14 protein-coding genes are annotated in these 13,528 nt (G+C 66.8%); 4 read left to right on the top strand and 10 right to left on the bottom strand.

Features of this window, described 5'->3' with window-relative positions; genetic code table 11:
* Positions 1 to 54: 54 nt before the first annotated feature.
* Positions 55 to 528: a winged helix-turn-helix transcriptional regulator gene (locus ASE88_RS09085; protein ID WP_055874186.1), complete on the bottom strand. Its 474-nt coding sequence runs from the start codon at positions 526 to 528 to the stop codon at positions 55 to 57.
* Between the two features lie 146 nt (positions 529 to 674).
* Here ASE88_RS09085 and ASE88_RS09080 point away from each other — a divergent pair, with 146 nt between their 5' ends.
* On the top strand, positions 675 to 2,780 hold the full coding sequence (locus ASE88_RS09080; RefSeq protein ID WP_056477646.1) for a RelA/SpoT family protein: 2,106 nt from the start codon (positions 675 to 677) through the stop codon (positions 2,778 to 2,780).
* 47 nt (positions 2,781 to 2,827) lie between these two features.
* Positions 2,828 to 3,865, top strand: coding sequence for a glycosyltransferase family 2 protein (locus ASE88_RS09075; protein WP_056477644.1), 1,038 nt, complete (start codon positions 2,828 to 2,830; stop codon positions 3,863 to 3,865).
* Positions 3,866 to 4,172: 307 nt separating this feature from the next.
* Here ASE88_RS09075 and ASE88_RS09070 read toward each other — a convergent pair whose 3' ends face one another.
* Together ASE88_RS09070 and ASE88_RS09065 are read right to left on the bottom strand one after the other, a co-directional pair.
* Positions 4,173 to 4,901 carry a class I SAM-dependent methyltransferase gene (locus ASE88_RS09070; protein WP_056477642.1) on the bottom strand — a complete coding sequence of 243 codons (729 nt, stop codon included), beginning with the start codon at positions 4,899 to 4,901 and terminating at the stop codon, positions 4,173 to 4,175.
* A 28-nt stretch (positions 4,902 to 4,929) separates the two neighbouring features.
* A complete protein-coding gene (locus tag ASE88_RS09065; RefSeq protein WP_321163410.1) occupies positions 4,930 to 5,376 on the bottom strand; it encodes a GtrA family protein in 447 nt (148 codons plus the stop codon).
* A 69-nt stretch (positions 5,377 to 5,445) separates the two neighbouring features.
* On the opposite strand from ASE88_RS09065, the gene ASE88_RS09060 reads away from it, so the two are divergent.
* A complete protein-coding gene (locus tag ASE88_RS09060) occupies positions 5,446 to 7,233 on the top strand; it encodes a hypothetical protein (RefSeq protein ID WP_056477640.1) in 1,788 nt (595 codons plus the stop codon).
* A 40-nt stretch (positions 7,234 to 7,273) separates the two neighbouring features.
* Here the strand turns inward: ASE88_RS09060 and ASE88_RS09055 are convergent, their stop codons facing one another.
* The 6 genes from ASE88_RS09055 to ASE88_RS09030 all read right to left on the bottom strand — a co-directional run bounded on the left by ASE88_RS09055 (position 7,274) and on the right by ASE88_RS09030 (position 11,338).
* Complete coding sequence (locus ASE88_RS09055) at positions 7,274 to 7,894, bottom strand: MarC family protein (protein WP_056477638.1); 621 nt, start codon at positions 7,892 to 7,894, stop codon at positions 7,274 to 7,276.
* On the bottom strand, positions 7,891 to 8,766 hold the full coding sequence (gene folD / locus ASE88_RS09050; RefSeq protein ID WP_056477635.1) for a bifunctional methylenetetrahydrofolate dehydrogenase/methenyltetrahydrofolate cyclohydrolase FolD: 876 nt from the start codon (positions 8,764 to 8,766) through the stop codon (positions 7,891 to 7,893). The genes ASE88_RS09055 and folD overlap by 4 nt, the downstream gene beginning before the upstream one ends.
* A complete protein-coding gene (locus ASE88_RS09045; RefSeq protein WP_055874207.1) occupies positions 8,763 to 9,074 on the bottom strand; it encodes a DUF167 domain-containing protein in 312 nt (103 codons plus the stop codon). The genes folD and ASE88_RS09045 overlap by 4 nt, the downstream gene beginning before the upstream one ends.
* Positions 9,071 to 9,373 (bottom strand): YggT family protein, encoded by a 303-nt coding sequence (locus tag ASE88_RS09040; RefSeq protein ID WP_055874210.1) that lies wholly within the window; start codon positions 9,371 to 9,373, stop codon positions 9,071 to 9,073. Before ASE88_RS09040 ends, ASE88_RS09045 begins: the two co-directional genes overlap by 4 nt.
* Positions 9,374 to 9,594: 221 nt before the next feature.
* Positions 9,595 to 10,512 carry an acetylglutamate kinase gene (gene argB, locus ASE88_RS09035; RefSeq protein WP_055874213.1) on the bottom strand — a complete coding sequence of 306 codons (918 nt, stop codon included), beginning with the start codon at positions 10,510 to 10,512 and terminating at the stop codon, positions 9,595 to 9,597.
* A gap of 178 nt (positions 10,513 to 10,690) precedes the next feature.
* Positions 10,691 to 11,338, bottom strand: coding sequence for a queuosine precursor transporter (locus tag ASE88_RS09030; protein ID WP_055875362.1), 648 nt, complete (start codon positions 11,336 to 11,338; stop codon positions 10,691 to 10,693).
* 162 nt (positions 11,339 to 11,500) lie between these two features.
* On the opposite strand from ASE88_RS09030, the gene ASE88_RS09025 reads away from it, so the two are divergent.
* The gene (locus ASE88_RS09025; RefSeq protein WP_056477633.1) at positions 11,501 to 12,766 is read left to right on the top strand and encodes a NupC/NupG family nucleoside CNT transporter; all 1,266 of its coding nucleotides are present in this window, start codon (positions 11,501 to 11,503) and stop codon (positions 12,764 to 12,766) included.
* Between the two features lie 168 nt (positions 12,767 to 12,934).
* Here ASE88_RS09025 and ASE88_RS09020 read toward each other — a convergent pair whose 3' ends face one another.
* Entirely contained in the window at positions 12,935 to 13,489 is a 555-nt protein-coding gene (locus tag ASE88_RS09020) for a fasciclin domain-containing protein (RefSeq protein ID WP_055874220.1), read from the bottom strand.
* Between the last annotated feature and the right edge of the window lie 39 nt (positions 13,490 to 13,528).

Genomic DNA, 13,528 nt, shown 5'->3' with positions numbered 1-13,528 from the left:
CCAGACTGGGCTCCCGCCTTCGCGGGAGAACAAGGAAGAAAGAGCGAAGGCAGCTTACTCAGCCGCCTCGGCCTCTTCCCCCGCAACCTCGCCCGGCAGCGCCCAGATCAGGTCCCCCTTCCCCAGGACGCGCCCGTCATGCGCGCGGACCGAGACCGGCTGCAGCGGCCGGCGATCGCGCGCGTCGACCAGGATCGGGAACGCCGGCACGCACGTCTCCCACCGCTCGCCCCATTGCCGGAGCGCGATCATCGTCGGCAGCAGCGCGAAGCCCTTGTCGGTCAGGCCATAGGCGATCTTGCGCCGGTCCTCTGGGATCGGCTGCCGCTCCAGGATGCCGTGCTCGACCAGCCGCGCCAGCCGGTTCGCCAGGATATTGCGCGCGATGCCGAGCTCCGACTGAAACTCCTCGAAATGGTGCAGGCCGTTGAACGCGGCGCGCAGGATCAGGAACGACCAGCGCTCGCCCATCGCCTCCAGCGCGGCGGGCAGGCTGCATTCCAGCAGGGGTTCGCGCAATTTGCCCATCACGTCATCCTCGTCCGGGGGCAAGCGTACCGCATATGCCGCAGAAGCGAAACGCCCCACGCATTCGCCACTCATGCAGCGATTAGATCACAGTGATCCGACGCTTTTTGTTGCCAAAAGTCCGTGCCCGGCCCCATCTACGATCCGTGTTGCGCCAATATGAACTGGTCGATCGCGTCCTCGACTACGATCCCGACGCCGACGAGGCCCTGCTGAACCGCGCCTATGTCTTCTCGATGCAGGCGCACGGGAGCCAGAAGCGCGCGTCCGGCGATCCGTATTTCAGCCACCCGATCGAGGTGGCGGGCATCCTCACCGACCTGCATCTCGATGCCGAGACGATCGCCACCGCGATCCTGCACGACACGATCGAGGACACGGTCGCGACGCCCGAGGAGATCGAGCGGCTGTTCGGGCCCTCGGTCGCGCGGCTCGTCGACGGCGTCACCAAGCTCAGCAAGATCGAGGCGCAGACCGAGAACGAACGTGCCGCCGAAAACCTGCGCAAGTTCCTGCTCGCGATGTCGGACGACATCCGCGTGCTGCTGGTCAAGCTCGCCGACCGCCTGCACAACATGCGGACGCTGCACCACATCGCAAAACCCGAGAAGCGCCGTCGCATCGCCAAGGAGACGATGGACATCTACGCGCCGCTCGCCGAGCGGATCGGCATGTACGAGTTCATGCGCGAGATGCAGTCGCTGGCGTTCGAACAGCTCGAGCCTGAAGCCTCCGAATCGATCAACCGCCGCCTCGAACAGCTCAAAAAGGGCGATGGCGACCGCATTGCGAAAATCGCGTCCGGCCTGAAGCTCGTGCTCGCGCGCGCCGGCGTCGAGGCCGAGATTTCGGGGCGCGAGAAGCATCCCTATTCGATCTTCCGCAAGATGTCGGAGCGGCACATCAGCTTCGAACAGCTGTCCGACGTGATGGCGTTCCGCGCGATCGTCCCGACCGAGGAGGATTGCTACCGCACGCTCGGCATCATCCACCAGCGCTGGCCGATGGTGCCGGGCCGGTTCAAGGATTACATCTCGACGCCCAAGCGCAACGGCTATCGCTCGCTGCACACCTCGGTGATCCATGCCGACAGCGCGCGCATCGAGATCCAAATCCGCACCGCCGACATGCACGCGCAGGCCGAATTCGGGCTGGCGGCGCATTGGGCGTACAAACAGCAGATCAACGGCAGCGACCGGCAGGTGAGCTGGATCCGCGACCTCGTCGAGATCCTCGATACGGCCGAAAGCCCCGAGGAGCTGCTCGAACATACGCGCATGGCGATGTACACCGATCGCATCTTCGCGTTCACGCCCAAGGGCGAGCTGATCCAGCTGCCCAAGGGCGCGACCTCGATCGATTTCGCCTATGCGGTGCATACCGATCTCGGCGACCAGGCGGTGGGTGCAAAGGTCAACGGCCGCGTCGTGCCGCTGTCGACGGTGATCGAGAATGGCGACCAGGTGCAGATCCTGCGCTCGAAGGGCCAGTCGCCGCAGCCGCAATGGCTGAACGTCGCGACCACCGGCAAGGCGCTCGCCGCGATCCGCCGGCATCTGCGCCAGAAGGAGCGAGTCGAACAGATCGCGCTGGGCCAGAGCCTTTACGAGGACATCGTCACGCGGTTGCCCGCGCAGATCGGCAACGATGCGCTGAGCCACGCGCTCAAGCGGCTGAAGCTGCCCGACGAGTCGTCGCTGATGGTCGCGATCGCGCGGCGCACGCTGTCCGACGCTGCAGTCATGGAAGCGCTGATGCCGGGGTCGGCGGGCGCCGACGTCACGCATGCGCTGGCGCCGCAATCGAGCGCGATCTCGATCAAGGGGCTGACCCCCGGCGTGGCCTATGACCTTGCGACCTGCTGCCATCCAGTCCCGGGCGACCGGATCGTCGGCCTGCGCCGCCCCGATGCGGGGATCGAGGTGCATGCGATCGACTGCCGCGTGCTCGGCGAACTCGCCGAGCGATCGGAGAACGAGACCGACTGGGTCGACGTGGCCTGGGGCGACGAGACCGAGGGTGCGGTCGCGCGGATATCGGTGATGGTGAAGAACGAGCCGGGCTCGCTCGGCATCGTCTCGACGATCATCGGCGGGCACAAGGCGAACATCATCAACCTGCGGCTCGATACGCGCGACAAGAGCTTCCACACCAACGAGATCGATGTCGAGGTGCACGACGTGCAGCAGCTGATGCGGTTGATGGCGGGGCTGCGCGCGGCGGACGCGGTGCACACCGTGGAGCGCGTGTAGAAACATCCGACGATGACGGCGGGCGCAGCGGACGCTAGACGGGGGCGATGAACCGTCCCTCTCTCTCGGCCCCGTCCCTTTCAATCGTCGTGCCCTGCTATAACGAGGCCGCGTGCCTCGACATCCTGCACGCCCGTATTTCCGGCGCGGCCAAGGTCGCGGTCGGCAACGATTACGAGATCGTGCTGATCAACGACGGCTCCCGCGACGACAGCTGGGACGTGATGCAACGCCTCGCCAGCGCCGACCCGCGGCTGGTCGCGATCAACCTGTCGCGCAACCATGGCCACCAGCTGGCGCTCACCGCGGGGCTCGATCTGTGCGCGGGCGAGCAGATCCTGATCATCGACGCGGATCTGCAGGATCCACCCGAGCTGCTGTCCGACATGCGCGCGGCGATGGCGGCGAGCCAGGCCGACGTGGTCTATGCTGTGCGCCGCCAGCGCGCGGGCGAGACGGTGTTCAAGAAGGCCACCGCCGCCGCCTTTTATCGCCTGCTGACGCGGATGACCGAAACGCCGATCCCGCTCGATACCGGCGATTTCCGCCTGATGAGCAGGCGGGCGCTGGATGCGTTCCTGAGCTTGCCCGAACAGGCGCGCTTCATCCGCGGCATGGTCGCCTGGATCGGCTTCCGCCAGGTCCCGTTCCCCTATGACCGCGCCGAGCGGCTCGCGGGCGAGACGAACTACCCGCTCGCCAAGATGATCCGGCTCGCGTTCGACGCGGTCACCGGCTTTTCGACCGCGCCGTTGCGGTTTGCCAGCCATGCGGGGCTTGCGCTGACCGGCGTGTCGCTGCTGCTGTTCGTCTATATCGCGATCGGCTGGCTGTCGGGCAGCGCGGTGCAGGGCTGGACCTCGACGATGCTGGTCACCGTGTTCCTGGGCGCGGTGCAGATGTTCGTGCTGGGGATGATCGGCGAATATCTCGGCCGGCTTTATGTCGAGTCGAAGCGCCGGCCGCTCTATATCGTGGCGGATATCGCTGGCCCGATCCAGGGCAAGGCGACGCTGGGGTTCCGCGCGGAGCCGGTCGACGCGGTGCAGGCGCCTGATGGCCCCCCGCCCGTTCGCCTCGACTAAACGAACGCTACCTAGTCGCTGCACCACCCCGGCGAAGGCCGGGGCCCAATTGGAAAGGTCGCAGTAACGAAGTGCACCCGCAGTCAGCACCGTCCCTTAATTGGGCCCCGGCCTTCGCCGGGGTGGTGCTTGCTTAAGATCCAAGATTCCTGCCCCGTCATCCCGACCCACCGCCAATCCTCCCCCGCAAGGGGGGGTGGCGCGAAGCGACGGAGGGGGAGGACACACAGCAGAGGTTGGCGCGTACCGCCCCCTCCGTCAGGCAAACGCCAGCCACCTCCCCCTTGCGGGGGAGGATCGAGGAAGCTTACCGCGGGACCGCCAGCGTCACGATCGACACCCCCGGCGTCATCGGCACGCGGCCGACCAGATGGCGTTCCAGCCGGAAGATTGTCTCGAACAGCGCGTTGACCGGCTTGGGCGGCGGGGAATCGTCGCTGTCGTCGCGCCCCGTCATCCGTCCGGCGATCCGGGCCGCCGCCGCCAGCGGGAACAGCAGCGAATTGAAATAGCCGAGCTTTTCGGGCGTGAGCCCCGCAGTCTCGATCGCCGCCTTCAGCGTCGCCTTCGAATAGCGGCGGTGGTGGTGGTTCACGGTGTCGTGCGCGCTCCACATCCACTGGTGCGCCGGTACCGCGATCAGGATCTTGCCGCCGGGCGCGAGGCAATCGGCCATCGCCTTCAGGGCCGCGACGTCGTCCTCGATATGCTCGACGACATCAAGCACCGCGATCAGGTCGTAATGGCCCCGCGGCACGCCCGGCAGTTCGGGCAAGGGCGCCGCACCGACCGGCTTGCCAAGCCGCTCGCTCGCAATCTCGCGCGCGGCGGGATCGATCTCGATCGCGTCGATGCTGCCGAACGCGGCCAGCATCGGCAGGTTGTGGCCGGTGCCGCAGCCGATCTCGAGGATCTTGGCGTCCTTCGGCAAAGCGCCGTAGCGGGTCAGGTAATCGGCGAGGATGTCGCGGCGCGCGCGGTACCACCAATGCGTGGAATCATGCGCGGCCATCCGGTCGTAGACGATGCGATCCATCAGTAATTCGCCCAGTTCGTTGGAAGCATCAGTTGAAAACCCAAAGGCGGTTGAGCACGAAGCTCAGGATCGCGGCAAGAAGCACCGCGGGGACCAACGGGACCCACGGGTGCAGGTGAAACAGCGCGGTGCCGATCCAGGTGACCAGCGCGTTGAGCGCAAGCCCCGCGCCCTGGACGATCACGAACTTGATATGCCGCCCCGCCCCGGGCTCCTTCGCATGCCCCCTGAAGCTCCAGCGGCTGTGCAGGAAGAACCCGACGACCACCGCGACGGCAAACGCGAACGGCACCGCCGCCACCGCCTGGCGTGGTGGAAAGACATACGCCGTCAGCGGCAGGTAGACGAGCGAATAGACCATGCTCGTGAAGCCGCCGGCAATCCCGAAGCGCACGAGCTGGCCGAGCACGCCGCTCGCCCGCATCTGCTCCACCTGTCGCCAAATCGCCTGCATGCCCGCCTTGTTCTTTACCAACACCGCGATAGAGCGACGCTTGAGATATGCCCGCGCATCTAGAGTGCGTGCGGGCCGGAGGAAAGCGTTTTGGATCAGGCACCACCGCGGCGGCATACGCTGCTCGACGCACTCGATCGGCATTGGATCGCCTTGTCGCTGCTGGCCTGGGTGGCGGTGGCGGCATGGTCGATGGTCGATCGCTGGGGGCAGGTCCGCTGGCTGTCGCTCGGCGATACCGACGACAACATGCGGCTGATGCAGGTCCGCGCGCTGCTCGACGGCCAGGGCTGGTATGATCTGCGCAACTACCGGCTGAACCCGCCGGTCGGGTTCGATATCCACTGGAGCCGGATCGTCGACCTGCCGATCGCCGGGCTGATCCTGGTCTTCCGTTTGTTCACGAGCAACAGCTGGGCGGAGCGGCTGGCGTGCGGGATCGCGCCGCTGCTGCCGCTGTCGATCGCGATGCTCGGCATCGGCGCGACCGTGCGCCGGCTGATCAGCCCCTATGCGTGGCCGCTCGCTATCGTGTTCATGGTCGGCGCGACCGGCACGATGCTGATGTTCATGCCCGAGCGGATCGATCATCACGGCTGGCAGCTGGCGATGCTGAGCCTCACGGTCGCGGGCCTGTGCGACACCAACGGCCGCCGCGGTGGCGCGATGGTCGGCATCGCCAGCGCGGTATCGCTGTCGATCGGGCTCGAGCTATTGCCCTATGCGGCGATGGCGGGCGCGATCATCGCGCTGCGCTGGGTATGGGACCGGTCGGAGGCGGAGCGGCTGTCGATCTATGCGCTGACGCTAGGCGGCGGCAGCACGCTCGGCTTCGCGTTGTTCGCGTCGAACGCCAACCGCGCGATGCGCTGCGACGCGCTGACCCCGGTGTGGCTCAGCGTGATGATCGCGGCGGGGATGCTGCTGTTCCTGCTCGCGCGGTTCGGCCCCGCGTCGCGCGGCGCGCGGCTGGCGCTGGCGGTGGTGGCGGGCGCGGCGATCGTCGCCGGGTTCGCGCTCGTCTTCCCGCAGTGCCTGGGCCGGCCGGAGGGCATTTCGCCCGAGCTGCAGCGCAACTGGCTGAACAATGTCCGCGAGGCCAAGCCGATCTACAAGCACAGCTTCCGCGTCGGCTTCGCGCTGGCGACGCTGCCGATCATCGGCCTGATCGGCGCGATCGTCGCCGCCTGGCGCGCGCGGCGCGATCCGCGCGCGGTCGGCTGGGCGGCGGTCGCGCTGTTCACCGCGTTCGCCTGCGCGATGCTGCTGTGGCAGGTCCGCGCCGGCCCCGCCGCGCAGCTGCTGGCGATCCCGGGGGCGACCGCGCTCGGCTGGCTGATCCTGCCGAGGCTGCTCGGCAACCGATCGCTGGCGGTGCGCGTGCTTGGCACGGTCGGCGCGTTCCTGATCGTTTCCGGGCTGTTCGCCGGGATGGTGATCCAGTATTTCCCGATCGACCGGCCAAAGCCCTATGAAAAGCGCGTCAACATGGCGACGGGCAACTGCCTGCGGACGACGGTGCTGCTCGCGCTCAACAAATACCCCGCGCAGACGATCTTCACCTTCGTCGACATGGGCCCGCGACTGATCACGATCACGCATCACGATGCGATCGCAGGGCCGTATCACCGCAACGGCGACGCGATCCTCGACGTCCAGCATGCGTTCGGGGGAACCGCGGACCAGGCACATGCGATCGTCAAGCGCCACGGCGCGACGATGATGCTGCTCTGCCCCAACGCGGCGGAATCGACCAACTACAAGGCGCGCAGCCCGAAGGGGTTCTACGCGGAGCTCGCCAAGAACGAGGTGCCGGCGTGGCTGACGCCGCTCCCGCTGCCGCGCAATTCCCCGCTGCGGCTGTTCAAGGTGGACTGATGCCCACCGCCGTCATCCCGACGAAAGTCAGGATGACGGCCTAGTGCAGCACCACCGACAGGCCATCCAGCACGAACTGCACCGCCAGCGCCGCCAGCAGCACGCCGAGCAGGCGGGTGATCACCGCCTCGATCTTGGCACCCAGGATCCGCATGATCGGCCCGGCGGCCAGCAGCGCGACCAGCGTCAGCAGCAGGATCGTCACCATCGCGGCGAGCACGATCGCCGAGCGCTCGAGCCCGCTGTTGCGGCTCATCAACAGCATCACCGACGCGATCGAGCCGGGCCCGGCGATCATCGGCATCGCCATCGGGAAGATCGACACGTCGTCCGCCTCGGGATCGCTCGCCACCTTGGCGGCGCGATCCTCGCGGCGCTCGGTACGCTTTTCGAACACCATCTCGAGCGCGATCAGGAACAGCATGATGCCGCCGGCGATACGGAAGCTCGCCAGGCTGATGCCCAGCCCTTTGAGCAACGCCTCGCCGAACAGCGCGAACACGAACAGGATCGCCGCCGACACGCCGACCGCGCGGATCGCCATCGCCCGCTTCTGCGCCGCCGACGCGCTCGCCGACAGCCCGGCATAGATCGGCGCGCAGCCGGGCGGATCGATGACCACGAAGAACGTGATCAGCGACGAAATATAGAGTTCGATCACAGGCTCGACCCCTCGATCGCGACGCCTTCGCGGCGCCCCGCCGAGACCAAGGTGTTGCGCAGCAGGCACGCGATCGTCATCGGCCCGACGCCGCCCGGCACCGGCGTGATCGCGCCCGCGACCGCGACCGCGCTCGCAAAGTCGACGTCGCCGACCAGCCCCGTCTCGGTCCGGTTGATGCCGACGTCGATCACGGTCCCGCCGGGCTTGAGCCAGTCGCCCTTGATCATCTGCGGGATCCCGACCGCGGCTACGACGATGTCGGCGCGGCGGATATGCGCGGGCACGTCCTTCGTCCGGCTATGGACGACGGTGACGGTGCAGCTTTCGCGGAGCAGCAGCTGCGCCATCGGCTTGCCGACGATGTTCGAGCGCCCGACGACGACCGCTTCAAGCCCACTCAGGTTCGGCAACACGCTCTTGAGCAGCAGCACGCAGCCGAACGGCGTGCACGGCACGAACCCCGGCAGCCCGGTCGCGAGCCGGCCCGCGTTGATCGGGTGGAAGCCATCGACGTCCTTGTCGGGATCGATCGCCGCTATCACCGCCTGCTCGTCGATATGCTTGGGCAAGGGCAGCTGGACCAGGATGCCGTCGATCGCCGGATCGGCGTTGAGCGTCGCGACCAGCGCGAGCAGGTCGTCGGCCGATACGTCGGCGGGGAGCCGGTGCTCGATGCTCTCCATCCCCGCCTCGCGCGTCGCCTTGCCCTTCGAGCGGACATAGACGCTGGAGGCGGGATCCTCGCCGACCAGCACCACGGCAAGGCCGGGCGCGCGGCCCGCCTGTGTCCGAAAGGCGGTGACGCCCTCTGCGATACGGGCCCGGAGGCCGGCGGCGAAGGCCTTGCCGTCGATGATGGTCGCGCTCATGCCCGCGGCCCATAGAGCGCGGACGCGATTTCCGCCAGCGTAGCGACATCGCCGGCGATATGAAGGCGCTTCAGCCGCGCGGTTTCGCCCGAGACGATCGTCACCGCGCGCTTGGGCACACCGAAGCTCTTGGCAACGAGCGCAACCAGTCCGGCGTTCGCGGCACCATCGACGGGCGCCGCCGCCAGGCGCGCGGCAAGATGCTCGGGGGTGCCGGCGGCGAGCATATCGCGGCCACCGCGCGGGGTTACCCGGACGGCAATCGCCAAGCCGTCACCGACCGCGCGCCAGGCAGCCGGTCCGTTCAATAAGCCGCGACGAGATAGTTCTGCGCGATGTTCGGGATGACGATGTTGGTCAAGATGTAGAGGATCAGCAGCACGACCAGCGGCGACAGATCGAGCGCGCCGAAATCGGGCAGGATCCGACGGATCGGGCGATAAAGCGGCTCGGTGATCTTCTGCAGCGCGTTCCACACCGTGCGGACGAAATCGCTCTGCGTGTTGATGACGTTGAACGCGATCAGCCATGACAGCACCGCCTGGATCACGATGACCCACCAGACGAGATTGAGCAGCAATTGGACGATCTGAAGAAGGGCGATCAAGGCGTGGGTCTCCGCTGGTGTATTGCTGATATAAGGGGGCGGAGGGAGAACGAGAAGGGCTGTGATGTCGCTGGACTGCGCGTAACGATTTCAGCCGCACCTGCCGCCCCAAGCCCCGTCATCCTGGGCTCGACCCAGGATCCAGAGCCACGAAGGCTACCTTTTGTGGCTCTGGATCCTGACTTTCGTCAGGATGACGGGGGTGAAAGGCGGCTCGTCCCCTACCGCGCCGCGCCCGTCGCGCTCACCAGCGTGCCCGCGCCCTGCTTGGTGAAGATCTCGAGCAGCATCGCATGCGGCACGCGGCCGTCGATGATCACCGCGGCGTCGACGCCCGACTGGACTGCGGCGACGCAGGTTTCCAGCTTGGGGATCATCCCGCCCGTCACCGTGCCGTCGGCGCGCAGTTCGGCGATCCGCGCCGGATCGAGGTCGGTCAGCAATTCGCCCTCCTTGTCGAGCACGCCGACGATATCGGTCAGCAGGAAGAAGCGCGCGGCGCCCATTGCCGCCGCGATCGCGCCCGCCATCGTATCCGCATTGATGTTGTAGGTGTGACCATCGGCGCCGATGCCGATCGGGGCGATCACCGGGATGATGTCGGCGGCGATCAGCGTATCGAGGATCGTCCGGTCGACCGCGATCGGCTCGCCGACGAAGCCCAGGTCGACATGGCGTTCGATCCCCTGGAGCTTGTCGGGCTCGCGACCATGGCCGACCTTCTGCGCGAGGACGAGGCCGGCGTCCTTGCCCGAGATGCCGACCGCGCGGCCCCCCGCCTGGCCGATCCAGCCGACGATTTCCTTGTTGATCGAACCCGCGAGGACCATTTCGGCGATCTGCGCGGTCTCCGCATCGGTCACGCGCAGGCCGTCGACGAAACGCGATTCGACGCCGAGCCGCTTGAGCATCGCGCCGATCTGCGGCCCGCCGCCATGCACCACGACCGGGTTGATGCCGACCGCCTTCAGCAGCACCATGTCCTCGGCGAAATCGCGCTGCAGCTCGGGGTCGCCCATCGCATGGCCGCCATATTTCACGACGAACGTCTTGCCCGCATAGCGCTGCAGATAGGGCAGCGCCTCGGTGAGCGTTTCGGCCTTGGCGAGCAGGGCGGGATCGGGCGTGTGATCGGTCATCCGCGTCCCTTAGCCAGTGCGGGGGATTAGCGAAAGCCGGACCGCATATCACCAATTCCGTCATCCTGACGAAAGTCAGGATCCAGGGTAACGGGCGGCGTCCCTCGTGGCTCTGGATCCTGACTTTCGTCAGGATGACGCAGGCACGGAAGTCAGGATGCCGGGCTTGGTGAAACGATTAGCCCCGGTCCAGCCACCGCCCGAGCTTCACGAAGAACGTGATCATGAACGGCACCAGCACGATCGACAGCACGACCTTGGTCAGCATCTGCCCCGCCATCAGCTCGACGATCGGCCGCGCGCCGAGGAACGAGATGGTGATGAACAACACCGTGTCGATCACCTGCGAGACGATGCTGGCGATCATCCCGCGCAGCCACACCAGCTTGCCCTCGCCGCCGCCGACCTGCCCCGCAAGCTTGGCGAAGATCAGCACGTTGAGCGTCTGCGAGATGCCGTAGGAGATCAGCCCCGCCATCATCATCCGCGCGCCCTGCCCGACGACGATCGGAAACGCGTCGACCGCGGGCGGGTACATGCCGGGATCGTGCGGCAGCGCGAGCACCAGCTGGATCAGCGCGGCGGACACCAGCAAGGGTATGAACCCGAGGCGGACCAGCAGCGTCGCGGTCTTCTGCCCGTGCAGCTCGGCGATCGCGCTGCTGAGCACGACCAGCAGCAGGAATGCGAAGATCCCCGCCTCGACCGCGAGCGGGCCGAGCGCGACCTGTTTGACCCCCAGCACGCCGGCGATGCACACCATGCCGCCATACAGCACGGAGAATATGAAGAGCGAACGCGGGAACGCGGGAAGGTCTGTATTCATCGCCGCGGACGCTAGCGAAAACGCGCGCGCCGTCAAATGACAAGCGGGGGCGAAAACCGGCCTGTCCTCAAATGACTGGCGACTAGCGCCCGCCCGTGTCATGTCGGCCGCTTGCGCAGCCGGGGGGCCGCGTGTGTCATCGTACGAGAACGCAGGGCGTCCATGGAAAGACTAGTCATCGGCCTGGGCGGTATCGCCGTCATCCTCGGCATCGCCGTACTGTTGTCGAGCGATCGCCGGGCGATCCGCCTGCGCATCGTCGGCGCCGCCTTCGCGCTGCAGGCGGGCATCGCCGTCCTCGTGCTCTATTCCAGCTTCGGCAAGGTCGTGCTCGGCGAGATGTCGGGCGGCGTCGCCAACCTGCTCGGCTATTCGCAAAAGGGCACCGAGTTCCTGTTCGGCAAGATGGCGACCCCCGAAATCGGCGGCCAGAGCTTCGCGATCGCTGCGCTGCCGGTCATCATCTTCTTCGCCAGCCTCGTCTCGATCCTCTATTATCTCGGCATCATGCAGTTCGTCGTGCGCTGGGTCGGCGGCGGGATCGAGAAGGTCATCGGCGTCTCGAAGGTCGAATCGCTGTGCGCCGCGGCGAACATCTTCGTCGGCCAGAGCGAATCGCCGCTCGTCATCCGCCCCTATCTCGCAGGCCTCACGCCGGCGCAGCTGTTCACGGTGATGACCAGCGGGATGGCCGGCGTCGCGGGCACCATCCTCGCCGCCTATGCGTCGATGGGGATCCGCATCGATTATCTGCTCGCCGCCAGCTTCATGGCGGCGCCCGGCGGCATCCTGATGGCCAAGATCATCATGCCCGACCGCGTGACGCCGCCCGAGGGCGAACTCGCGCTCGGCGACCTGCCCGGCGAAACGTCTGCGGGCGAACCCATGCCGCAGGCCACGCACGACGAGGAAAAGCCCGCCAACCTGATCATGGCCGCGGCGCAGGGTGCGCAGACCGGCGTCCGCCTCGCGGTCGCGGTCGGCGCGATGGTGCTGGCGTTCGTCGCTCTGGTGGCGCTCGCCAACGGCCTGCTCGGCGGGCTCGGCAACATGATCGACCTGCCCGGGCTCAGCTTCCAGGGCCTGCTCGGCTATCTCTTCGCGCCGATCATGTTCCTGCTCAACGTGCCCTGGAACGAGGCGGGCATCGCGGGCGGGCTGTTCGGGCAGAAGATCGTGCTGAACGAATTCGTCGCCTACATCTCGCTCGGCACGCAGCAGGGGCTGAGCGCACGCACGATCGCGGTGATCACCTTCTCGCTCTGCGGCTTTGCCAACTTCTCGTCGATCGCGATCCAGATGGCGGTGACGGGCAGCCTCGCCCCCAACCAGCGGCCGATGATCGCCAAGCTCGGCCTGCGCGCGCTGGCCGCGGGCAGCCTCGCCAACCTGATGTCCGCCGCGCTCGCGGGGCTGCTGATCAGCTGAGTCGCCCTCCTCTGTCATCCTGACTTTCGTCAGGATGACAGAGGTTGAGACGATAGGGCCGGGACGACACGGCGCGTAAAACGCAATCGGACCCGCCGCCTTTCGGCGACGAGCCCAACGACACTGCCTTTCGGGGGAGAGGAGGCAGCTCTCTTTTATTATAGTCGATTACGGCAGCATCACCGTGTCGATGACGTGAATAACGCCGTTCGACTGCATTACGTTGGCGATCGTGATCTTACCCTGGTGGCCCTTGCCGTCCATGATGCCCCATCCCATGCCGACCTTCTTGAACATCAGCGGCTCGCCCTGCACGGTGGTGTAGGTCGCGGTGCCGCCGTTCGCCTTCGCCTTGGCGGCGATGTCGGCCGCGGTGATCGTGCCGGGGACGACGTGATAGGTCAGGACCCCAGCGAGTTGCGCCTTGTTCTCGGGCTTGAGCAGCGTGTCGACGGTGCCGGCGGGCAGTTTCTTGAACGCGGCGTTGGTCGGCGCGAACACCGTGAACGGACCCGGACCCGACAGCGTCTCGACGAGGCCTGCAGCCTTCACCGCGGCGACGAGCGTCGTGTGATCCTTCGAATTGACCGCGTTCTCGACGATATTCTTGGTCGGGTACATCGCGGCACCACCGACCATCGGGTTGGTCTTGGCAGCAACGAGCGTGCTACCGCTGGCGACGACGGCAACGGCGACGATTGCCGTACGGAAAACATGATTCATGGCATCTCTCCTGCGCGGAGCCTGTGTGCGGCGCCACTG

The sequence above is a fragment of the Sphingomonas sp. Leaf38 genome (assembly GCF_001421825.1).
Classification (GTDB): domain Bacteria; phylum Pseudomonadota; class Alphaproteobacteria; order Sphingomonadales; family Sphingomonadaceae; genus Sphingomonas.
Note: the sequence above shows the minus strand (reverse complement) of the source record. Positions and strands in the feature narration are given on the sequence as shown.